Below are 22,257 nucleotides of genomic sequence, written 5' to 3' on the forward strand. Positions count from 1 at the left end.
ATGGATGCTAAGGAACAACAGAAAATGATTCAAGAATTAGAAGGCAGTGACAGAGACCTCGGGAAAAAACTGGGTATATTTGTCAGTTCTATTTCAATTCTGCTGGCTGTCTTTCATTTATACGTCGCTGGATTTGGCTTGCCTGGAATTGGATCTAGAACCTTTCTGATTATTCACCTGACACTTGCAATAGTATTGGTGTTCTTAATATTTCCGATTAAGAAGGGGATGTCTCAAAAGACAATTCCTATTTACGACTTTATACTATCGGCATTTTCACTCGGGTTAGGTATTTACTTAATACAAAGACAGGACGCACCTGAAATTATGTCGGCCAGACCGACAGATATTGATTTAATTATTGGTGCGCTGTTTATTGTCATTGTAATTGAGGCGACACGCCGGGTAGTTGGTCTGCCTCTCGTCATCATTGCCTTAATTGGTATTGGATATTTCTTTGCAGGAGAGTTTTTACCAGGACAGTTTTATCATAACAGAGGTGATTTCTCAAGATTTGTCTATGAGATTACATACAGAAGTAACGGTATTTTCGGTACACCGATATACGCATCAGCTCAGTTTGTATTTATTTTTATTTTGTTCGGCGCCATATTGGAGTCGACAGGAGCAGGAAAAATGTTTATCGATCTTGCGATTCGGGGCTTCGGTAAATACAAGGGCGGTCCTGCCAAAGCGAGTGTTGTCGCAAGCGGAATGATGGGAAGTATATCAGGAAGTTCAACAGCTAACGCAGTAACGACAGGTACTTTCACTATACCGTTAATGAAAAAAGTAGGATTCCCGCCGCACGTTGCTGGCGGAGTAGAAGTCGCAGCCTCATCCAGCGGTCAGTTCTTACCGCCTGTTATGGGAGCAGCTGCATTTATAATGGTTGAGTTCACAGGTATACCGTATTTTGAAATTATAAAAAGTGCATTAATACCTGCACTCTTGGCTTACGTCGGAATATTGTTTATGGTTCATTTTGAAGCCAATAAACACAATATCTCAGGTATTGACAGGTCGGAAATGACTTCAGCGAGAAAGCTGCTGATTAGTCATGGTTACTTGATAGTGCCCATTTTAATTCTACTGTACTTCTTAGTAATTGAACGTGCATCAGTGAATGCATCGGCATTCTATTCAATTATTGCCATGATAATAATAGCATTTTTTGCTTATCGATTTAAAACGAGTATGGGCCGAACGATAATATTTGCTGCGATACTGTTGGCCATTACATTCTCAATGCAGTATCTGATCGGCTTTGTAAATGGTGGATTGATTATAGTTAATGACACTCTCGGCCTTGATTTATTCAATGCAGAAACAATACGCTGGAGAAGTCCGATATTTACAATGGTACTCGGAGGAATTATTGTTGCACTCCTTTTCGCACTCTTTCAGAAAGCTGCGAAACGCGATGCTGAGCCTCAGAAATACGGTTTTAAACAGCTTACAGAAGGATTCGATAAAGCATCCAGAAATGCCCTTAGTATTATTGTTGCCTGTGCAACAGCGGGTATTTTAATTGGGGTAATTACTACTAGCGGATTATCTACTAAGTTCACAAGAATCGTCATCGATTTTTCAGATACAATTGAAGGATGGCTGCCGAACTTTATGATTACTGACAATACTCAGCTCTATATCGCTCTGGTTCTTACAGTATTTGCATGTTTGCTGCTCGGTATGGGGCTTCCCACTACAGCAACATACGTAGTGCTTGCTGCTGTTATCGCGCCTGTGTTGACGAACATGGGGCTGCCTGTTATCGTAGCTCATCTATTTGTACTGTATTATGGCGTTCTAGCGGACGATACTCCGCCGATAAACTTGCCAGCCTATGCTACAGCAGGAATAGCGAAAGCCGGACCGATACGGACTGGAGTCCAAGGGTTTAAATATGACTCAGCCGCTCTGCTGTTGCCGTTTATGTTTGCAATAAATCCAACTATTCTGTTGATTACAGAGGCAGGACCGCTTGAAATGATTTGGGCAATTATTACTGCTGCTGTTGGGATGGCAACATTTGCATCCTTCATTCAAAACTTTATGTTTGTGAAATACAATATTATTGAAAGAATTGTTGCGGTAATTACTGCATTACTATTTATTCAAAGTGATATTACAACAGATGTAATTGGGATAGGATTGTTTGTTCTGCTGGTTCTTTACCAGCTGTATAAAAAGAAAAAGCAGACACCTGTAACCGTATAATTTAAGAGCATAAAAAATACGCGCTTCCGAGATCTCGGAAGCGCGTATTTCCATTCGAAGATGTATTATTTATCTTCTTTTAAAATTCTTACAGTTTCATTAAACTCTTGTTCCATTTCTGGTTTAAGTTCGTTTTGAGTCATCTTACTTACGATAATACCGGCAAGAGTTGACACGATAACACCAGGAACAATTTCATACAAGCCTGTGCCGAATGAACCAGCTGCGATCCAAATAATTACTGTTGCGGCACCGCCGACAATTGCTGCGATAGCACCTGAACGTGTAATACCTTTCCAGTGAAGTGACATCACAACTAATGGACCGAATGCAGCACCGAAACCAGCCCATGCGTTGGCTACAATATTAAGGATCACTGATTCGTCATCCCAAGCAATTATAATGGCAACAAGCGCAACGATCACAACAGAAATTCTGCCGACTAAAACGAAAAGCTTATCTTGTTCAGCTTCAGTTTTAGTTTCTGTACCGCCAATCATTTTAAGGCGGATCATCTTATAGAAATCCTGTACCAGAGAACTGGATGTTACTAGCAGCTGAGATGAGATTGTACTCATAATTGCCGCTAAAATCGCTGCCAGGAAGAATCCGCCGACTAACGGGTGGAATAAGACCTGACTCATGAGTACCAGAATTGTTTCCGCATCTGCTACTTCATGACGAGTAGCGTCTGTAAATGCAATACCAAGCAGACCTGTCAGGCAGGCGCCGATAAGTGAAATAGCCATCCAAATAATACCGATACGGCGAGCTTTAGGTACAAGAGTGTGTGACTTGATTGACATAAAGCGCACGATGATATGCGGTTGGCCAAAGTAACCGAAGAACCATGCTAAGTTACCAATAATAGTAACGAGTGAGACACCGCTTACCAGAGATAAGTAGTTGATATCTGCAATGGCACCAAGTTCTTCAATTCTGACAAAAGGCTCAACGCCCTGACCAGTTAAAGTCATCCATGTAGCAATTGGAATCATCACGATAGCGATAAACATTATCGTGCCCTGGAAGAAGTCGGTCAGACTTACTGCTAAATAACCGCCGAAGAAAGTATAAATTACTACGACAGCGGCTGTTACAAATAAGCCCCAATGGTAGGGCAGGTTAAAGGCACTCTCGAATAACTTCCCGCCAGACACCATGCCGCTGGCTGTGTAAACAGCGAAGAATATAACAATTACAAGCCCTGCTATAATTCTCAGCAGATGTTTGCTGTCTTTAAAACGATTTTCAAAAAAGTCCGGGAGTGTAATCGAGTCGTTGGAAACTTCTGAATAAACACGAAGTCTCGGAGCGACAAGTATGTAGTTGACGTACGCACCGCACGTTAAACCGATTGCAATCCAAATACTTGAAATACCGACGCTGTACATACTTCCGGGCAGACCCATCAGCATCCAGCCGGACATGTCAGAAGCACCGGCAGACAATGCAGTCACCCAAGGACCAATATTACGGCCGCCGAGCATATACTCATTGAGATTTGATGTGGATTTATTATATGCATAAACCCCGATAGCAATTAGGATGATAAAATAAACTGCCATCATTGTGTACTGTTCCCACCCTGCAGTGAAGGTGAACGCAGATCCTGCTGTTGTGTTAAGAATCATTCAAAAACCTCTCCCCTTTGTGAAATATAGATGTCAAGGCTATGTAAATGTATGTAGAAACAATAGACATAGTCTTACGTGAAGTATTCTATTTTCTAAGAACAAAAGAATAGAATTACACCTAAAAAGATTATAACATCCTAGATTGTTATTACAACGTGATTTAGTGGAATTGTCTGTGAACTTAAAAGGGAACCGCCCGGCACTAGTGTGCTGGACGGCATATGTGACAATTATTTTATTTGAAAATATATTCTAATACTTCAACAGCTTGTTCCACATTATTGGTGACTATATTTGCTTTATTGGAGATTTCTTTTAGCGGATGAATCAGCTTTTCCGGACGAACAAGAATTAAAGGTTTGCCGGCATTAATTGCAGTTGTTGCATCCATAGCTGTATTCCACTGTTTGTATTCTTCTCCGAAAAGAGCGATGACAACGTCAGCTTTGTTCATCAAAACTTGTGTGCGCAAATTATTTACTGCAGATGCAGCATCGTCACGATAATACTTTCCAGGCTGCTCGCCAAGAATATTTTCACCGATAGAGTCTGATAAATCGTGGTCCGTTTGAGGTGATACAAAAGTTAACGGTAAATCTTTTTCTTTTGCCAGAGTTTCAACTTCTTCTCTCCAGCTGCTGTGTATTTCTCCTGCTAAATATACTGTTAAATCCATGAAATAACCTCCTAAATAGTCATTGCATATTAGTATATACCCTAAACTATTTATGGTAAAATATTTAAAGTAGACTAATTTTCCATGGAAAGGAATAGACCGAAATGAAAGTGGCATTATTTGATTTTGACGGCACGTTATATCCGCACGAAACATTTGAGACACTCCGTGCACATTTAAAAGATCATCCGAAATTTAAGAAGAACTATAAACACTTTGTCCGTCATTTTGCGCCGACATATTTTGGCTACAAAATGAAATTGGTGCCGAAAATTAAAATGCAGCACAGAGCGCTGGAATCATATGTTCTCTCTTTCAAAGGTTATTCCAAAAAAGATATAGACGGTTTTTTTGCAGATGTTGCGAAATCGATGAGTACAGAGCTGAGGACTACCCTGCTTGAGAAAATAAAAGAACTTAAAGATGAAAACTATTATGTTGTACTCATTTCCGGAGCTTTTATTCCCTTATTGGAATCGTTATTTAAAGGTGTTGGTTTTGATTATATTGTCGGGTCGAAGATTCACTACAAGGGTGAAACACTCGATTATAAATCGCGGTTTGAACGTGTTTTTGCTGACCGCAAAATTGATATTATTAAAGAGCATTTTAAAAATAAGGAAGTAGACTGGAAAAACAGTCAGGCATACAGTGACAGCATCACTGATATAAAAATGCTGGAGCTGGTAGGACAGCCGGTGGCTGTGACTCCGGATAACGACTTATTATCAGTCGCACAAGATAAAAATTGGAAAATACTAACGGATCTTTAGGAGGATAATGGTGGACTTAATTAATTTAACAGAAGCGGATCTTTATCCGACAGAGAAATTTGGACCTTCACTGGAAGGAACATTGTTGTACAAAGTGAGAGACCAATCTCACTTCCCAGGGGCATACATGACAACGAATGAGCGTCTGTTCATGAATGTGGATATGAATGGAGAAGCATACACGAGAGTATTCGCTTACCAGGACATTGTCCGCGCTTATGTAGAAGATGAGGTGCTGTTCATAGAATTTCCGGAAGGCATGGGTAAAATTGCTATGGTAGAAACAGTCTCAGGCGACATTGAAGCATTCGCTGATTACGTTAACGATAAAGCGGGAAAATAAGTGAGAAGAAGGATGTGCTGACACAGTACATCTTTTTTTGAGGCAATTAGTATAACACTTTTAGCAATTAGTATGACACATTAGATGATAAGGCTTTCAGATTATAAAAAAAAAGAGTATACTGTTATTGAATATTAATATACTAAACACGGATAAGGGGCATCAATTTAAGTATGACGACTTCTATCAGCAAAACGGATGTTGTTCTAATTGGTGGCGGGATTATGAGTGCCACACTTGGAACACTGTTAAAAGAATTAAAACCTGAATGGAACATCAAAGTTTTTGAAAAACTGGACGATGTGGCCATCGAAAGTTCAAACGCATGGAATAATGCCGGTACAGGGCATTCAGCCTTATGTGAACTGAACTATACACCAGAGCTGGCAGACGGCTCGATAGATACGACAAAAGCAATTAAAATTAACGAACAATTCCAGATATCTAAACAGCTTTGGTCTTATTTAATAGAGAAAGGCGATATCAAGAATCCTGAAGACTTTATTCGTACAGTTCCGCATATGAGTTATGTGGAAGGTGAAAAAAATGTCGAGTTTCTTAAGAAACGTGTGGATAAATTGACTGAAAGCCCTCTGTTTGAAGGCATGGAGTATACAGATGATCACAATATTCTGAAGGAATGGCTGCCGCTCATGATGAATGGCCGTACTCCAGATGAAGAAATTGGAGTCACGCGTATAGATTCCGGTACGGATATTAACTTCGGCAGTCTGACAAAAAAACTGTTTGATAAACTCCAGGAGCAGGGTGTGGAGCTGAATTTTAAACATGCTGTTCAGGATCTCCGCCGTACTCAAGGTGACAAATGGCAAGTAAAAGTGAAAAACTTAAACAACAGCAAAATGGAATATCATACTGCTGACTTTGTGTTTATTGGTGCGGGCGGCGGCAGTCTGCCGCTGCTGCAGAAAACGAACATTCCTGAATCTAAAAATATCGGTGGATTCCCGGTCAGCGGTCTGTTCTTAGTTTGTGACGACGAAGAAGTCGTCAATCAGCACGAAGCGAAAGTATACGGTAAAGCAAAAGTAGGCGCACCGCCTATGTCTGTGCCTCACCTTGATACACGTTATATCGACGGTAAACGCTCACTGTTATTTGGACCTTTTGCCGGATTTTCACCGAAATTCCTTAAAACAGGTTCATACTTTGACTTAATCGGCTCTGTTAAACCGAATAACGTTCTGACAATGCTGTCAGCAGGTGCTAAAGAAATGGGGCTCACTAAATATTTAGTGCAGCAAGTTCTGCTGAAAGACGAACAGCGCATGGAAGAATTGCGTGAGTTTATTCCAGAAGCACGTTCAGAAGACTGGAAAACAATCACTGCCGGTCAGCGGGTTCAAATGATTAAAGACACTGACAAAGGTAAAGGAACTCTAATGTTCGGTACAGAAACAATCGTATCAGAAGATGGTTCTATGACTGCACTTCTCGGTGCATCACCAGGTGCATCTGTTTGTGTAGATGCAATGCTGGAAATGCTGGGACGCGCTTTCCCAGAAGAATTCAGTTCATGGGAAGCTAAGATTAAAGAAATGATTCCAACTTACGGTATTTCTTTATCGGATAACCCTGATGTATTTAAAGAAATGAATGAAAGAACGACGGACACTTTAGGACTGAAAAGTCATAAAACAGGTGCCTTGTTGAGCTAATAATACAAAACGGCATCGGATTGTTAATATCCGATGCCGTTTTTTTGTTTAATTTTTTGCTTGGTTTAAGGCCTGTTCAATATCTTTAATGATATCTTCAGCATTTTCAATGCCGATAGATAGCCGGATTAAAGAATCATCTATACCGCGTTTGATACGCTCATCATCCGGCATTTCTGCATGAGTCTGTGTAAATGGAAATGTAATGAAAGTTTCCGTTCCGCCGAGGCTCTCGGCGAAAGTACAGACTTCAATATGTTCTAAAAAGGTGTGTACACTATGTGTATTTTTAAAACGCAGGCTCAGCATTCCGGTCGTCCCTGCGTAGAGCACCTGATCGATTGCCTCATGATTTTCAAAGTGTGTCGCAACTTTTCTCGCATTTTCAATGGACCGATCCATTCGAACGTGAAGTGTTTTTAAACCGCGTAGCAGCAGAAAACCATCAAATGGTGACAGTGTGGCGCCGATCATATTATGGTAAAGACCGAGAGTTTCTGCGAGTTCTTTATCTTTTACAGTGACAACCCCGGCAAGAACATCGTTATGCCCGCCGATATATTTCGTTGCGGAATGAAGGACGATATCAGCCCCGTCTGTCAGCGGACGCGATAAGTAAGGTGTTAAAAATGTATTGTCTATAATCGTTAAAATATTATTCTTTTGAGCCAGGTCATAAAGCGGTGCAAGTTCAGTCTTTTCCATAGAAGGGTTAGTAATCGGTTCAATGAAAAATGCCCGGGTATTACTGTTAATTGCTGAGAGCAGCTGCTCTTGATTATTAAAATCTACATAATGAAATTTAACATTATATTTCTCTTCGTAGAAATTAAAGATGCGGAATGTTCCGCCGTATAAATCAAAGCTCACGAGCACTTCATCATTAGTATTAAATAAATTACAGCACAATTGAACGGCGGCCATGCCGCTTGAAGTTGCAAAAGATTGAACGCCGCCCTCTAAGTCAGCGAAAGCCTCTTCAAATTGAGAACGGGTCGGATTTTTAGTACGTGTGTAGTCGAAGCCTGTCGATTTTCCAACCCCCTCATGTTCAAATGCAGTTGATAAATATATCGGGCTTGTTGTTGCCCCTGTATGATCCGGTTTTAATGAAATTTGAGAAAGCTTAGTATCCAATATTTATCATCCTTTTGCTCTGTATTTTTAGAAAGATATGTTAAATATATAAACTAAGGTGAGACAAGTCAATGATTTCATGGAATATTTAGAAAATTCTATAATAGTAACGGTGATATAATGCATAATATACGGTAGATAAAAATAACGATAAGCGTTATAATAGGGATAATTAAATTACAGGAGTGATACGAGTGAGTCAGTCACAGAACGTTATATACTATACAACAGCTCAAGTAACAGACATGGTGGAACTGTCTGATCAGAACGTTAGAAAGTACGTTAGATTACTTGAAAATAGAAATTATGAAGTTGCTAAAGATGAGCATAATAGACGTCTGTTTTCTAAAAAAGATGTGAATGTATTAAAAGAAATGATTAGAATTGCAAAAGCTCCGGGCAATACGCTGGACTCTGCAGCAGATACAATCATTGAAAGTCAGGATGAATTTGAAGAAACGGAAAGTGAAAATCAAGTATCGAAAATGTCGGATAATGATATTTCCCGACTGCTTGCGATAGTACTTGAAAAGCTCGATGAAATTCAAAATGAAAATAAAGAATTAAAATCTAATATCAGTACACTCGTTCACAGATTAGAAGAATATGATCTGAAAGCACTTGAGTATAGCCCTGAAAAATCAGAAGAAGAAGAAACGGCTTTTGTGGAAGATACTTTTGAAGAAGAGGAATCGCCGCAAGTGACAGAAGAAACTGAACCTGAAGTCGAGGCAGCAGCTGTTGAAGAGGAAACGGTTGAAGAAGAAATGTCAGAAGAGGAAACGGCAAGTGCAGCAGAGACTGTCGAGGAAGCAACTGTTCCAGCTTCGGAGGAACTTGTTGAAGAAGCACCGGCAGAAGAAAGTGCTGATGAAGAAGCTGCTGCAGAACCGGAAGTTCAGACGGAAACAGCAGCTTCAGAAAAAAATAACGGTACAGTTGATCTAAGTCAGCAGGAAGAACAAACACAAACGGTCACAGAAGAAAAAGAAGTAAATAGTGAAGATATAGCAAAAGAGCAAATCGAAGCCCCGAAAAAAGGGTTCTTTGGTAAACTGGCGAGCATGTTTAAAGGATAGAATCGAAATTTATTTCGATTCTTTTTTTATTTTGTGTCACTATCATTGACTTATGATATTAAAACCACTACAATACCTATTGGCGAACGAGATTATAATATAAGTTAAATAATATACGGATTAGAGGAGCGTTTTATCATGGATAGCGTTTTTGATTATGAGGATATACAGTTAATTCCGAACAAATGTATTGTAGACAGTCGTTCTGAATGTGATACTTCTATAAAGTTTGGGAAGCATACATTTAAACTGCCGGTAGTACCTGCGAATATGCAGACTATCATTGATGAAAATATTGCAACTTACTTAGCAGAAAACGGATACTTTTATATCATGCACCGTTTCAACCCTGAAACACGCATTGAATTTATTAATAAAATGAAAGAAAGAAATCTTATTTCTTCTATAAGTGTGGGTATTAAACCCGAAGAATATGATTTTGTACTGAGCCTGAAAGAACAGAACCTTGTACCAGATTACATGACGATCGATATTGCACACGGTCACTCGGACAGAGTAATGGATATGATTAAACACATTAAAAAACATATTCCTGAAACTTTCCTAATCGCAGGTAATGTGGGAACACCTGAAGCAGTGAGAGAATTAGAGCACGCTGGTGCAGATGCGACTAAAGTGGGTATCGGTCCAGGTAAAGTATGTATTACTAAAATTAAAACAGGCTTTGGCACAGGCGGATGGCAGCTCGCTGCACTGCGTTTATGTGCAAAAGCAGCATCTAAGCCGATTATTGCAGACGGCGGAATCCGTACACATGGAGATATCGCTAAATCTGTAAGATTTGGAGCATCTATGGTGATGATCGGATCACTATTTGCAGGGCACGAAGAATCACCAGGTACAGTTTACGAAGAAGATGGCAAGAAATATAAAGAATATTTCGGTTCAGCATCTGAATTCCAAAAAGGTGAACACAAAAACGTTGAAGGTAAAAAAATGTATGTAGAGTATAAAGGACCTTTAGCTGATACTCTGACAGAAATGCAGCAGGATCTTCAGTCTTCTATCTCATATGCCGGCGGCAATGAGCTGGACTCAATCCGCACTGTAGATTACGTCGTAGTTAAAAACTCAATCTTTAATGGCGATAAAGTATACTAATCGAATTTAATTTTCAGGACCGCATGTGCGGTCCTTTTTTTGTTGGATTTTGATAGGGGGTGAAGTGGTGGTGTTGCCCTGTGTTTATAAGCTGAGTCCTGTTCACAGTGTCATTCAAACCCATTTGTCTGACAGTGTGGCCCTAGAAGTATCTGATTTGACTCTTTTTTGAGCTGGACCCTGTTCACAGTGTCATTCAAACCCATTTGTCTGACAGTGTGGCCCAAAAGTATCTGTCTCGACCCGTTTTTGAGCTGGATCCAGCCCACAGTGTCACTCAAACCCATTTGACTGACAGTGTGGCCCGAAAAGTATCTGTCTCGACCCATTTTTGAACTGGATCCAGCCCATAGTGTCATTCAAACCCATTTGTTTGACAGTGTGGCCCAAAAAGTATCTGTCTCGACCTTTTTTTGAGCTGGATCCAGTTCACACTGTCATCACCCGCAACAAAAAACTCCCAAAACAAAAAGCACCGGATTCGCAATGAATCCGGCGCCAACTGGCTATCACATCTAATAAGCGATATTTTCACTTAAAGTTATTCAATATTGTGCAAATCTTTATAACGCTTCGTACTTTCAAGCATCATTTCTTCCATTGTTTCAACGTCTTCGCTTTGTATGGCGTGATTGAGTTTATCGAGCTGGGTTTGAAAGTTGTCGATGTGTTTAACGAGGTGATCTTTATTCATCATAAACAGTTCTGGCCACAGTTTTTCATTGATGTTCGTAATGCGTGTTAAATCCCGGTAACTGTCACCTGTGTATTTTTTAGTATTGCGGGCAACATCATCGCTGTTTATAAGTGATATTGCGATGACGTGAGCGAGCTGGCTGGTAAATCCAATGACTTCATCGTGGAAGTCGGGTGTAATGACTGAAATCGTGCCGAATCCCAGCTTTTTAACAAATTTTTTCAAGTAATCGATATTTTCTTCTTTATTACGCGAGGTCGGTGTGATTAAATAGTTCGCACCTTCAAATACTTCTTTGCTGCTGAATTCAAGTCCGCGATTTTCCCGGCCGGCCATAGGGTGGCCGAAAACAAAGTCTGCATGTGCCGGCAGCAGGGGTTCTACATCACCGATAATTGAAGTTTTGACACCCGTCACGTCTGTTATGATGCAGCCTTCTTTTAAATAAGGCGCATAGTCACTCACCAACTGGACGAGCAGTTTTGGATAAACGGCGAAGATGATTAAATCTGCGTCAGGTATCACTTCTTTAAAGTCCAGTGAGCCGTCCTTTATAATATTTTGTTCTTTAGCTTTCTGTATGGCAGCGGCATCGATGTCTACAGCATATGTTTCAGCTTCTGGTAAATTTGCTTTGATAGACAGAGCGAATGATCCGCCGATGTTTCCTAAACCGATAATTGCAATTTTCATATATTTCATGCCTCCGTATTTTCCCGATTATACTATAAAATTGAATATACCTTAATTAACTAAATTATGTAAACATTTAATCAATTCAAATAAATAGTTTGACAAATTAAATAGCCCGGCATATAATTACATTCAAATACATTACAAAAGGAGCGGTTATTATGTTAACCAACACCACTTCACAACTTAATAACCATCTTTACTTTAGCTATTTTTGATACCGTTTGTACTCATCATTTGTACAAACGTAAAACAAACTGTTTGTATCAATGATGGCTGAAGATTTTGTAATGTCTAGCCATTTACTTTAAATAAGTGGCTGGGAGTCAGGACTTCTACATATTTTTCTATACTCACTGCCACTTAATTTATAGTTAAGTGGCAGTTTTATTTTTAAAAATTTTAGGAGGCTGTTTAATTATGATAATTCATGTAAAGCGCGATGCAACTGAAAGTAATATTAAAGCACTTGTTTCTAACATTGAGGAAGCTGGCTTCAGAGTACACCGCTCTGATGGTGAAAGACGTACGATTATTGGCTTAATCGGTGATACATCTAAAGTCTCCGAGAATGATTTTAAAAAATACAGTATCGTAGACGGGGTGTACAGAATTCAAAAGCCATACAAGAAAGCGAATAGAAGTTTCCAGGAAGATGACAGCATTATTGATGTCGGCAACGGCGTTAAGGTCGGTGCTGAAAACTTCATGGTCTGTGCAGGTCCATGTTCCGTAGAGGATCTGGACAGTACAGTAGAATTAGCAATTAAATTAAAGGATGCAGGGGCAAACTCACTGCGCGGCGGAGCATTTAAACCGCGTACTTCACCGTACAGTTTCCAAGGTCTCGGTGTCGAAGGGTTAAAAATATTAAATGAAGCGAAGAAAGAAACGGGGCTGCCGATTGTTTCAGAGCTGATGGGCACAGATCACTTAGATACTTTTGTCGACATGGTCGATGTAATTCAAATTGGTGCACGCAATATGCAGAACTTTGATCTGCTGAAAGCACTCGGTCAAACAAACAAACCGGTTTACTTAAAACGCGGAATGTCTGCAACGATTCAGGAGTGGTTAATGTCTGCTGAGTACATTATGGCCGGCGGCAACAACAATGTCGTTCTAGTTGAACGCGGTATTCGTACATTTGAAACAGCGACACGCAATACACTCGACATCCAGGCAGTACCGGTGGTTCAAAAAGAGTCTCACTTGCCAATTATCGTTGACCCTTCTCATGCAGCAGGAGTCAGATATTTAATTCCTTCAATGGCGAAATCAGCTGTCATGGCTGGAGCAAACGGACTGCAAATTGAAGTTCATGAAGATCCGGAAAATGCATGGAGCGATGGTCAGCAGTGTCTGACACCAGCTGAGTTCAAAGAGCTAATGGACACGATAAAAGTCTTGCTGGAAATTGAAGGTAAAACGATTAACGAAATCGTTCAAACAAAATAAAAAGGAGGCTAACCATGGGGAAACATGAAGCGTTGCGTCAACAAATTGATCAGATAGACCGCGAGCTCGTTCAGCTTTTCGAAAAAAGAATGGAAGTATCGACGGAAATCGCAGCTTATAAACTTGCGAACGATATCCCTGTGCTCGATGCTGAGCGTGAAAAAACTGTGATTAATAAAAATATATCCTATTTACACGATCGTACATTGGACAGTTACGTCTCAGAATTCAGCAAACACCTCATGGAGCTTTCCAGAGCAAGACAAAAAGAATGTCTCCACACACAGCATTCAAAAATGTCTTAAAAAAGAGCGCCGTATAGGCGCTCTTTTTATTTCAATTCATGAAGTTTAGTAAGATCATATAAGGTATTTTGATACGTTTCGTTCAACCAGTTGTTAAACAGCAGGTGGCCGTGGCTTCGCCATTGGAATTTCGGGTTTTCCGACGGATTATCATTTGGATAGTAGTTCACTGGGATGTCAACATCCTGCATGGATTCTATATCGCGATCATATTCTTTCTTTAAAGTCTCTCTATCGTATTCAAGGTGACCAAAAATATAAATATCACGCTGGTTTTTAGAAGTGATAATATCCGGCCCGAGCTGACTGTTCGATGTTAAAATTTCCAAGTCCGGTATATCATTTAAAGCAGTATAATCAATTCTAGTGTGTCTGGATTGGGGCACCTGATAGATATCATCAAAGCCTCGGATATAAGGGTGTTCGGGTTTGACGTTCTGATAATCAAAGACACCAAACAGTTTTTCAGTTAAAGCAATCTTTTCTATATTATAATAGTGATTCAATGCAAACTGTGCGCCCCAGCAAATGTAAAAGCGGGAAAAGACATGTGTTGCTGCCCAATCTGTAATTGCTCTAAGCTCGTTGATATATCCGACCTGGTCAAACTCAAATTTTTCAACTGGAGCACCGGTTACTATCATACCGTCAAAGTAATCATCTTTCACTTCTTCGTGTGTTTTATAAAACTTTTGCAGATAACTGGTCGGCGTATTTTTACTTTGATGCGTCGACATATGTAAAAATTCAATATCAATTTGAAGCGGGGAGTTGCCAAGCAGACGGAGCAGCTGTAATTCTGTCGTTTCTTTTAAAGGCATCAGGTTTAAAATAAGAATTTTTAATGGACGAATGTCCTGAGATATCGCGCGGGAAGTTTCTATGGTATATACTTGTTCTTGCTGAAGTTTTGTCTTTACAGGAAGCCCCTCTATAATTTTAATGGGCATACATCCACATCCTTAAGTAGCAATTTAGTAAGTATTATATAATGTAACAGTGAAAGCGAATAACAGTCAATGTCAAAATTGTCTAAAAAGTTTGAATGATTTAAAATTCAGATGTTTTGGAGGTAAGTAAATGAATTCAGTTTTAATTGCCATTCTAGTAATGGTCATCTTAAGCTTGTGCCGTCTTAACGTTATACTGGCATTATTTATTGGGGCTTTGGCCGGCGGTCTTGTGTCGGGCATGGGTGTCGATGAAGTCATCAGTGTTTTTACCGGCGGTATAGTTAACGGAGCAGAAATTGCACTCAGTTATGCACTGCTTGGCGGTTTCGCTGCATTAATCGCCTACAGCGGTATCACCGACGTTATGGTCGATAAAATACTCAGTTTGTTAAATTCATCAAAAACAGCTAAAGCACGGGTCATTGCGAAAGTATCGATTATTGTAACGCTGCTCGTTATTTCTATGATCAGCCAAAATTTAATTCCTGTACATATTGCTTTTATTCCTATCTTAATACCGCCGCTGATCAGCTTATTTAATGAACTGCAATTAGATCGCAGATTATTGGCGATTATTATGACTTTTGGTCTGACGTTCACATACGCAGTATTACCTTTCGGTTACGGGCAAATATTTCAGAATACAATTGTCACAAGTTTTCAAAGTGCTGGAGTCACGATTGAATTTGGTGATGTCGCACCAAATATGATTATTCCTGCGCTCGGTTTCGTAGCGGGTTTGATTATTGCCTTCTTTTATTTCAGAAAGCCGCGTAAGTATTTAAATAAAGACAGTGAATTATCTGCAGAGAAAATGAAAGTCAGTACGAAAACAATTGTAACTGCGACAATCGCTATCATTGTGACATTTACAGTCCAGTTCTTTACAGATTCTATGATTTTTGGTGCCTTAGGCGGGATAATGGTTTTCTTCTTGTCACTGCAATTTAAATGGGCAGATCTCGACAGAGAGCTCGTTAACGGTATTAAAATCATGGCCTATATCGGTATGGTTATGCTGGCTGCCAATGGCTTTGCCGGCGTTATCACTTCGACAGAAGACGTGCTGCCTCTAGTTACTGGAATCTCAGATGTACTCGGTAACAATAAGGCACTGATTGTTATGGGAATGCTCGCTGTTGGTCTAGTCGTAACGATGGGCATCGGTTCATCGTTTGCGACACTGCCAATTATCGGTGCAATCTTTGTGCCGATGGGCGCAGAGCTCGGTCTGTCCATGGCTGCGATTATAGCAATCGTCGGTACTGCCGGTGTGCTGGGTGATGCAGGATCGCCTGCCTCTGATTCAACACTTGGACCGACTGCAGGTTTAAATGTAGACGGCCAGCATGACCATATATGGGATACTTGTGTTCCAACATTTATCTTCTTAAATATACCTGTTCTTATTACAGGATTTATAGCAGGTATGATACTATAAAAGAAGACACTGTAATCTAAGGTTAAAATATCATCGTTATCTTGAAAAGTAAGGGATAATGTAGTTTAATTAATCTACTGAGTAAAACAGTCACTCATTGGCAGCGAACTTGTCCGGAGCTTCATATTAATCAGTAATCGATTCGTCGATGTGAGACGGATTGTATAAGCTCTCGATAATTAATTACATTTTGAACAGGTGATTATATGGAGACAGATTTAAACATTTTAAAAGGCAATTTAACTGCATATCAAATCAGTGAAGCGATTGGTATTTCAATTGAAGAGGCGGCAGATTTACTTGAACAGCGTATTACAGTAGAGTCCCTTGATGAGGAAAACCAGGAAAAGTTGAAACAATTAGAAGCAGTTCTATTTGACTAGCAAAAAAACAGCGTTATTATATTAAACATAAATATGAGACTGACATTGTCAGTCTCATTTATTTTGTTCGGAGGGTGTCATGGATAAGATAAAAGAAAATATCCCATTTATATTGCTGCTTATCGTCATGGCGTTATTTATACTGGCATTCTTCGTGTCGGAAACATCATTATTTAAAACGGAGGAGATTTCTACGTATACTTTTGATGAAGCAGTCAGTATGCAAGTCAATAATAATACTGATGACTTAAAAATGACGGGGAATACTGCTGAATATGCAGATGAGAACGATGTAAAAGAAGCGATGACTATGAGTAACAGCAATGATTTTCAATTCTTGCCGCTGGATACTGAGTCAGGAGCAACGGCTGAACAGCTGAACAGCATTTTGGAAGATAAAGGAGTCTTGGAAGGCAGCGGTGAAGCATTCGCTGAAGCTGAAAAAACTCATAACATTAATGCGCTCTATTTGATCAGTCATGCACTTCTTGAAACCGGACACGGCCAGTCAGAGCTGGCATCTGGCATAGAAGTAGACGGGGCGACGTATTATAACTTCTTCGGGATTGGCGCTTTTGACCATGCTGTAGTTGCAGAAGGTTCAAGTTATGCACGTGAAGCGGACTGGACATCGCCAAAAGCAGCGATTATCGGCGGGGCTGAGTTTATCCGCAGCAATTATTTAGACAACAATCAGGACACTTTATATCGTATGCGCTGGAATCCAGCTGAACCGGGCACACATCTCTATGCGACGGATATTGCATGGGCCGAAAAAATTGCGAGTATAATGAACACCTTTTACAATGAACTGGGTCTCGATTACGAAGAATTAGACACTGAAAACTATAACGAACAGTAAAAAAGACTGGATCATAAATATCTGCAAAATAAATCCGTACACCAGACTCCGAGGAGAATAGTGTACGGATTTTTTGTCTTGTACTAAATTGATGACGTTCTATGACCTTTTGTCCAGCCTTATTCTTGTCTCTTATTCGAGGTCATCTGATCCCGTAATACGCCAAGGATGGCTGTATATGTTAAATGAACTGCCACGGATAAATCCTGCAGCTGTAATATTTAAATCGTGTGCCAGCTTAATCGCAAGATCTGTCGGTGCAGATTTACTGAGTACAATACCGACACCGATTTTTGACGCTTTTGTCAATACTTCAGACGAGATGCGGCCGCTGAACACAATGACCTTATCTTTAACGGAAATATTATTCTGCAAGCAGTGGCCGTATAGTTTGTCGAGTGCGTTATGACGGCCGATATCACCTTTATGAACAATCGTGCCTTCCGGTGAAGCGATACTGGCATTATGAATGCCGCCCGTATCTTTAAAGATAGTACTCTCTTCCTGCATTTCTTTCATCAGGCTGATGCATTGTTCTGGTGTCAATTTTGTATCTGACAGAGAAAATTTAGATGTTTCAACATCGGCCTGGAAGTAAAATTGACGGCTTTTGCCGCAGCATGAGCCGAGCACGCGTTTTGAGAATGAGCCGTAATCTTTCGGCAATTCCCGCGATACTTTAACATGGCAAAAACCGCCGCGTTCATCGATATTCATCGATTCAATTTCCTTAAATGAACGCAGTGCCCCTTCAGATGCTAAAAACCCGATTACGAGCTCTTCGAGATCATCCGGTGAACATACTAAAGTAGCAAACTCAACATCGTTTAAATATATAGTCAGTGGAAATTCTTCGGCAATGATATCGTCCGTTTCGATAAATTTCCCGTCCGTGTACCGGCGGATTGTATTTTTAGTAACGATTTCCATAAGACATACTCTCCCACTTTAAAACTTATTGTAAAGGCTTCCTTTTCTTTATATAATCACATTTAAGACGAAATTACAATTTTCGAAATTCCGTCAAAACAATAGGGGGAAGCAAAATGCAAACAAAGAAAAATCGATGGCTGATTGCACTAGCCGGGGTGGGGATACATATTTCCATCGGTTCGGTATACGCATGGAGTGTATTTACTACACCGCTTCAAGAGTCAATAGGCTGGTCACTGAGTCAAGTTTCTATTACGTTTAGTATCGCTATTTTATTTTTAGGACTTTCCGCGGCATTCATGGGACATTTTGTAGAAGCGAAGGGGCCGAGAAAATCGGGATTAGTTTCTACAGTATTCTTTGCACTCGGAATGATTACTGCAGGATTTGGCATACAACTTGAGATGCTTTGGCTTTTGTATGTCGGCTACGGTGTACTTGGAGGCATCGGGCTCGGTATAGGATATATCACGCCAGTATCAACATTAGTAAAATGGTTCCCGGACAGAAGGGGGATGGCGACAGGCTTAGCAATTATGGGATTCGGTTTTGCTGCAATGATTGCCAGTCCGGTAATGCGTATGCTGATTGAATCCGTCGGCATTCCAAACACATTCTTTACGCTCGGTGCAATTTATTTTGTAATTATGCTTTGTGCCAGTCTTTACTTGGAAAAACCGCCTGAAGGATATCATCCAAAAGGAGCTGTTGCACAAGACAATGAGTCTCCAGTTGCTAAAGATCTTGCACAGCTGACGGCGAATGAAGCAGTAAAAACGAAACGCTTTTATTTCTTATGGCTGATGCTGTTTATAAATGTTACTTGCGGTATAGCAATTCTTGCAGTAGCGAGCCCGATGGGTGTTGAAATCGCAGGATTAAGTGCAGGTGCTGCAGCATTTATGGTGGGTATTATGGGCGTATTCAATGGTGCCGGACGTTTAGTATGGGCTTCAATTTCGGATTACATTGGAAGAACGAACCTTTATACTCTATTTTTTGTCCTCCAAATAGGGATTTTTGCTATATTGCCGTTCACTACAAATGAATGGGTATTCCAAATTTTACTGTTTATTATGATTTCATGTTACGGTGGCGGCTTCTCAGCAATTCCCGCATATATCGGAGATATCTTTGGCACGAAACAGCTCGGAGCCATTCACGGCTACATTTTAACGGCTTGGGCAGCTGCCGGACTTGCGGGTCCATTTATAGTCGCGAGAATTTATGAAGCAACACAAAGTTATGCTTTATCGCTCTACATTTTTGCCGGCTTATTTGTAGTCGCTCTCGTAATTTCACTTTTAATTAGACAGGATATTAAGAAACTCAAAAGAAAAAATGAGCTGGATTCTGTCAGCGCTTTCGTAAAATAGTGTACAATGGAATTACTATAATATAGAGGGAGTGTCTACATGGGGAAAACTCTGCACCCGGGTCCAATTAATAAAACTAAAAAGTGGGATCCGAAATTATGGGTCAGTCCTGTGCCATTCGGTTTAACGAAAGTAAAGCCGCATCATATGAGAGATACGGCGAAAATCGTCTGGAAAAACAGAGATAATCTAAACTATGCGAAGAACATTATATTAAAAGGTGTGTGTGACGGCTGTGCGCTCGGCGTATCCGGCCTTCAGGACCAGACCTTAAACGGTCCGCACATGTGTACAACTCGGTTTAACGTCTTGCGTTTAAATACTGCACCGCCGATTAAACCTGAAATTCTACATCAGGATATCGATGAATTGCGTAAAATGGACAGTACAGAACTGCGCGAACTTGGCCGCATTCCGTATCCAATGATCCGCCGTAAAGGCGACCGCAAGTTCATCAGAGTCTCTTGGGATGAAGCGATGACAACGATTGCAGATAAGATGAAAACGCTCGATCCAAAACAATATGCGTTTTATTTAACGAGCCGCGGTATTACGAATGAGTCGTATTATGTTGCGGCGAAAACGGCGCGTTATTTAGAAACAAACCATATTGATAATGCATCACGTATTTGCCATTCACCGAGTAAATCAGCAATGAAACGTTCGGTAGGCGTCGGTGCGTCAACTTGTAACTACCAGGATTGGCTCGGTACGGATGTTCTCGTATTCTGGGGCAGTGTGGCATCGAATGCTTCACCCGTATCGACTAAGTATATGATGGAAGCTAAAAAACGCGGTACGAAAATTATCGTTATTAATCCATACAGAGAACCATCGATGGAAAACTACTGGGTACCTTCAGTAGTTGAATCTGCACTTTTCGGTACAGAAATTGCTGACGAATTTTACGAAGTGAACATTGGCGGAGACATTGCCTTAATGCACGGTGTGATGAAGCACTGGTTTGATCTTGAAGCAGAAAATGAAGGATCAGCTGTGAATCACGACTTCGTTAAAGAACATGTTAATAACTATGAAGATCTTAAGGCGAACGTTCAGTCTCAAAACTGGGATGATATTGTTCAGTCTTCTGGTGTGTCAAAAGATAAAATTATCGAACTGTCAAACAGTCTCGCTAAAGCTAAAAATGGTGTCATGGTCTGGGCACTTGGCTTAACGATGCACAAACATGCAACAGACAATATTTCTCAAGTTGCTAACCTGGCGCTCTTACGCGGCTGGTTAGGCGGTAAAAATAAAGGGCTTATGCCGCTTCGCGGCCATTCATCTGTACAGGGTTCAGGTGAAATGGGTGCAGATCCATTTTCACTGCCCGGCGGGGATTACAACGATGAAAACCGTCCGCGCATCGAAGATTTATGGAAATTTAAGTTACCTTCATGGCCGGGAGATACAGTCGGCGTAACGATTGAAAATGCTATGCTTCCGGAAGATAACGAAAGAAAACTTAAGCTCTACTATATGTCAGGCGGTAACTTCCTGGAAACAATGCCGGATCCTAATTTTGTCAGAAAGGCCTTAGAGAACCTTGATATCCGTGTTCACCAGGACATCATTTTAAATACATCAACGCTGCTTGATGCGAAAGAAACTGTAGTCGTTCTGCCTGCTAAAACACGTTATGAACAAGATGGCGGCGGACTGTCAACGTCTACTGAACGTATGATTTACTTCTCGCCTGAAATTGAAGGCAACCGCAACCGTATTGCTGAAGCGAGAAGTGAATGGCAAATTTATGTGGATCTTGCTAAACGCGTCAAACCGGAAGAGTCACACTTAATTGATTTCCAGTCAGGACAGGAAATCCGGGATGAAATTGCCAAAGCGAACCCGCAGTATGACGGCGTGCAGCACTTGAAAAAAGCCGGTGATGTTTATCAGTACGGCGGCGCCTGGTTATGTGAAGGCGGCGTTTGCCCGACACCTGACGGCAGAGGCAACTTGATTACAATGGATATACCGGATAACAACAAAAAAGCCGGTGAATTTAAACTCTTAATGAGACGCGGTAAACAGTTTAACGCGATGATTTACGGCGATCACGATGCCTTTAATAACATGGGACGCTACGACGTTCTTGTCAGTAAAAATGATGCGCGCCGCGAAGGTTTAGAAGATGGTGAAGCGGTCGTTCTTTATAACAAGAATGGTGTGTTCCAGGGATTCGTTAAATACGCAAGTATTAAAGACGGCAACATCGGGGTACAGTTCCCTGAAGGTAACTTCTTAGTAGAAAAAGGTATTTACGAAAGTTTCGTCGAAATGCCTGACTATGTTACCGATGTGAAGATGGAAAAAGCAGACCACTTTAACGCAAATAAAGACCGTATGTATTTGGAAAAATCGATACCTGAACTGGAAGATAATCCAAACTAAGCAGTCAGATGACATGTGTCTTGAACCGGGAGAGATGACTCTCCCGGTTTTTTCTTATATAACAATTCGCTTTAGTGTGGTAAAATACCAACA

General features: G+C 40.5%; 19 protein-coding genes. 13 read left to right on the forward strand and 6 right to left on the reverse strand.

Annotated elements, in window-relative coordinates; all coding sequences use genetic code 11:
- Window positions 1-2,220: a TRAP transporter permease gene (locus IEU81_RS07890; protein WP_092595719.1), complete on the forward strand. Its 2,220-nt coding sequence runs from the start codon at window positions 1-3 to the stop codon at window positions 2,218-2,220.
- A gap of 65 nt (window positions 2,221-2,285) precedes the next feature.
- Here the strand turns inward: IEU81_RS07890 and putP are convergent, their stop codons facing one another.
- Window positions 2,286-3,854, reverse strand: a complete 1,569-nt coding sequence (gene putP, locus IEU81_RS07895) for a sodium/proline symporter PutP (RefSeq protein ID WP_092595717.1) — start codon at window positions 3,852-3,854, stop codon at window positions 2,286-2,288.
- Window positions 3,855-4,092: 238 nt separating this feature from the next.
- Window positions 4,093-4,533: a YtoQ family protein gene (locus tag IEU81_RS07900; protein ID WP_092595715.1), complete on the reverse strand. Its 441-nt coding sequence runs from the start codon at window positions 4,531-4,533 to the stop codon at window positions 4,093-4,095.
- Between the two features lie 104 nt (window positions 4,534-4,637).
- Between IEU81_RS07900 and IEU81_RS07905 the strand changes: the two genes are divergently transcribed.
- The 3 genes from IEU81_RS07905 (at window position 4,638) to mqo (ending at window position 7,328) form a co-directional block, all read left to right on the forward strand.
- On the forward strand, window positions 4,638-5,306 hold the full coding sequence (locus IEU81_RS07905; RefSeq protein WP_092595713.1) for an HAD family hydrolase: 669 nt from the start codon (window positions 4,638-4,640) through the stop codon (window positions 5,304-5,306).
- Between the two features lie 10 nt (window positions 5,307-5,316).
- Window positions 5,317-5,649, forward strand: coding sequence for a hypothetical protein (locus IEU81_RS07910; protein WP_092595711.1), 333 nt, complete (start codon window positions 5,317-5,319; stop codon window positions 5,647-5,649).
- Between the two features lie 173 nt (window positions 5,650-5,822).
- A complete protein-coding gene (gene mqo / locus IEU81_RS07915) occupies window positions 5,823-7,328 on the forward strand; it encodes a malate dehydrogenase (quinone) (RefSeq protein ID WP_092595709.1) in 1,506 nt (501 codons plus the stop codon).
- 48 nt (window positions 7,329-7,376) lie between these two features.
- On the opposite strand, the gene IEU81_RS07920 is transcribed toward mqo, so the two are convergent.
- A complete protein-coding gene (locus IEU81_RS07920; protein WP_092595707.1) occupies window positions 7,377-8,468 on the reverse strand; it encodes a PLP-dependent transferase in 1,092 nt (363 codons plus the stop codon).
- A 191-nt stretch (window positions 8,469-8,659) separates the two neighbouring features.
- Between IEU81_RS07920 and IEU81_RS07925 the strand changes: the two genes are divergently transcribed.
- Together IEU81_RS07925 and guaC are read left to right on the forward strand one after the other, a co-directional pair.
- Window positions 8,660-9,544, forward strand: a complete 885-nt coding sequence (locus IEU81_RS07925; protein ID WP_186089413.1) for a hypothetical protein — start codon at window positions 8,660-8,662, stop codon at window positions 9,542-9,544.
- Window positions 9,545-9,682: 138 nt separating this feature from the next.
- Window positions 9,683-10,666: a GMP reductase gene (gene guaC / locus IEU81_RS07930; protein WP_092595703.1), complete on the forward strand. Its 984-nt coding sequence runs from the start codon at window positions 9,683-9,685 to the stop codon at window positions 10,664-10,666.
- Between the two features lie 541 nt (window positions 10,667-11,207).
- On the opposite strand, the gene IEU81_RS07935 is transcribed toward guaC, so the two are convergent.
- Complete coding sequence (locus IEU81_RS07935; protein ID WP_092595701.1) at window positions 11,208-12,056, reverse strand: prephenate dehydrogenase; 849 nt, start codon at window positions 12,054-12,056, stop codon at window positions 11,208-11,210.
- A 420-nt stretch (window positions 12,057-12,476) separates the two neighbouring features.
- On the opposite strand from IEU81_RS07935, the gene aroF reads away from it, so the two are divergent.
- Complete coding sequence (gene aroF, locus IEU81_RS07940; RefSeq protein WP_092595699.1) at window positions 12,477-13,514, forward strand: 3-deoxy-7-phosphoheptulonate synthase; 1,038 nt, start codon at window positions 12,477-12,479, stop codon at window positions 13,512-13,514.
- A 14-nt stretch (window positions 13,515-13,528) separates the two neighbouring features.
- On the forward strand, window positions 13,529-13,819 hold the full coding sequence (locus tag IEU81_RS07945; RefSeq protein ID WP_092595697.1) for a chorismate mutase: 291 nt from the start codon (window positions 13,529-13,531) through the stop codon (window positions 13,817-13,819).
- 26 nt (window positions 13,820-13,845) lie between these two features.
- On the opposite strand, the gene IEU81_RS07950 is transcribed toward IEU81_RS07945, so the two are convergent.
- Window positions 13,846-14,769 (reverse strand): homoserine O-succinyltransferase, encoded by a 924-nt coding sequence (locus IEU81_RS07950; protein WP_092595695.1) that lies wholly within the window; start codon window positions 14,767-14,769, stop codon window positions 13,846-13,848.
- Between the two features lie 130 nt (window positions 14,770-14,899).
- Between IEU81_RS07950 and IEU81_RS07955 the strand changes: the two genes are divergently transcribed.
- The 3 genes from IEU81_RS07955 to IEU81_RS07965 all read left to right on the forward strand — a co-directional run bounded on the left by IEU81_RS07955 (window position 14,900) and on the right by IEU81_RS07965 (window position 17,458).
- Window positions 14,900-16,213, forward strand: coding sequence for a Na+/H+ antiporter family protein (locus tag IEU81_RS07955; RefSeq protein ID WP_092595693.1), 1,314 nt, complete (start codon window positions 14,900-14,902; stop codon window positions 16,211-16,213).
- Between the two features lie 206 nt (window positions 16,214-16,419).
- Window positions 16,420-16,596 carry a hypothetical protein gene (locus IEU81_RS07960; RefSeq protein ID WP_176760567.1) on the forward strand — a complete coding sequence of 59 codons (177 nt, stop codon included), beginning with the start codon at window positions 16,420-16,422 and terminating at the stop codon, window positions 16,594-16,596.
- A 79-nt stretch (window positions 16,597-16,675) separates the two neighbouring features.
- Entirely contained in the window at window positions 16,676-17,458 is a 783-nt protein-coding gene (locus IEU81_RS07965; protein ID WP_092595691.1) for an N-acetylglucosaminidase, read from the forward strand.
- Between the two features lie 132 nt (window positions 17,459-17,590).
- Here IEU81_RS07965 and fdhD read toward each other — a convergent pair whose 3' ends face one another.
- Complete coding sequence (gene fdhD / locus IEU81_RS07970; protein ID WP_092595689.1) at window positions 17,591-18,388, reverse strand: formate dehydrogenase accessory sulfurtransferase FdhD; 798 nt, start codon at window positions 18,386-18,388, stop codon at window positions 17,591-17,593.
- Between the two features lie 116 nt (window positions 18,389-18,504).
- Here fdhD and IEU81_RS07975 point away from each other — a divergent pair, with 116 nt between their 5' ends.
- Window positions 18,505-19,767: an L-lactate MFS transporter gene (locus IEU81_RS07975; protein WP_186089411.1), complete on the forward strand. Its 1,263-nt coding sequence runs from the start codon at window positions 18,505-18,507 to the stop codon at window positions 19,765-19,767.
- 39 nt (window positions 19,768-19,806) lie between these two features.
- Window positions 19,807-22,164 carry an FdhF/YdeP family oxidoreductase gene (locus IEU81_RS07980; RefSeq protein ID WP_092595685.1) on the forward strand — a complete coding sequence of 786 codons (2,358 nt, stop codon included), beginning with the start codon at window positions 19,807-19,809 and terminating at the stop codon, window positions 22,162-22,164.
- The last annotated feature ends 93 nt before the right edge of the window (window positions 22,165-22,257 follow it).

Source organism: Jeotgalicoccus aerolatus (assembly GCF_014635205.1).
Classification (GTDB): domain Bacteria; phylum Bacillota; class Bacilli; order Staphylococcales; family Salinicoccaceae; genus Jeotgalicoccus; species Jeotgalicoccus aerolatus.

Bases quoted from the DNA above. Each gene is read 5' to 3' on its own strand.
- IEU81_RS07890 (WP_092595719.1), top strand. From the start codon at position 1: ATGGATGCTAAGGAACAACAGAAAATGATTCAAGAATTAGAAGGCAGT.
- putP (WP_092595717.1), bottom strand. From the start codon at position 3,854: ATGATTCTTAACACAACAGCAGGATCTGCGTTCACCTTCACTGCAGGG.
- IEU81_RS07900 (WP_092595715.1), bottom strand. From the start codon at position 4,533: ATGGATTTAACAGTATATTTAGCAGGAGAAATACACAGCAGCTGGAGA.
- IEU81_RS07905 (WP_092595713.1), top strand. From the start codon at position 4,638: ATGAAAGTGGCATTATTTGATTTTGACGGCACGTTATATCCGCACGAA.
- mqo (WP_092595709.1), top strand. From the start codon at position 5,823: ATGACGACTTCTATCAGCAAAACGGATGTTGTTCTAATTGGTGGCGGG.
- guaC (WP_092595703.1), top strand. From the start codon at position 9,683: ATGGATAGCGTTTTTGATTATGAGGATATACAGTTAATTCCGAACAAA.
- IEU81_RS07935 (WP_092595701.1), bottom strand. From the start codon at position 12,056: ATGAAAATTGCAATTATCGGTTTAGGAAACATCGGCGGATCATTCGCT.
- aroF (WP_092595699.1), top strand. From the start codon at position 12,477: ATGATAATTCATGTAAAGCGCGATGCAACTGAAAGTAATATTAAAGCA.
- IEU81_RS07945 (WP_092595697.1), top strand. From the start codon at position 13,529: ATGGGGAAACATGAAGCGTTGCGTCAACAAATTGATCAGATAGACCGC.
- IEU81_RS07950 (WP_092595695.1), bottom strand. From the start codon at position 14,769: ATGCCCATTAAAATTATAGAGGGGCTTCCTGTAAAGACAAAACTTCAG.
- IEU81_RS07955 (WP_092595693.1), top strand. From the start codon at position 14,900: ATGAATTCAGTTTTAATTGCCATTCTAGTAATGGTCATCTTAAGCTTG.
- IEU81_RS07960 (WP_176760567.1), top strand. From the start codon at position 16,420: ATGGAGACAGATTTAAACATTTTAAAAGGCAATTTAACTGCATATCAA.
- IEU81_RS07965 (WP_092595691.1), top strand. From the start codon at position 16,676: ATGGATAAGATAAAAGAAAATATCCCATTTATATTGCTGCTTATCGTC.
- fdhD (WP_092595689.1), bottom strand. From the start codon at position 18,388: ATGGAAATCGTTACTAAAAATACAATCCGCCGGTACACGGACGGGAAA.
- IEU81_RS07975 (WP_186089411.1), top strand. From the start codon at position 18,505: ATGCAAACAAAGAAAAATCGATGGCTGATTGCACTAGCCGGGGTGGGG.
- IEU81_RS07980 (WP_092595685.1), top strand. From the start codon at position 19,807: ATGGGGAAAACTCTGCACCCGGGTCCAATTAATAAAACTAAAAAGTGG.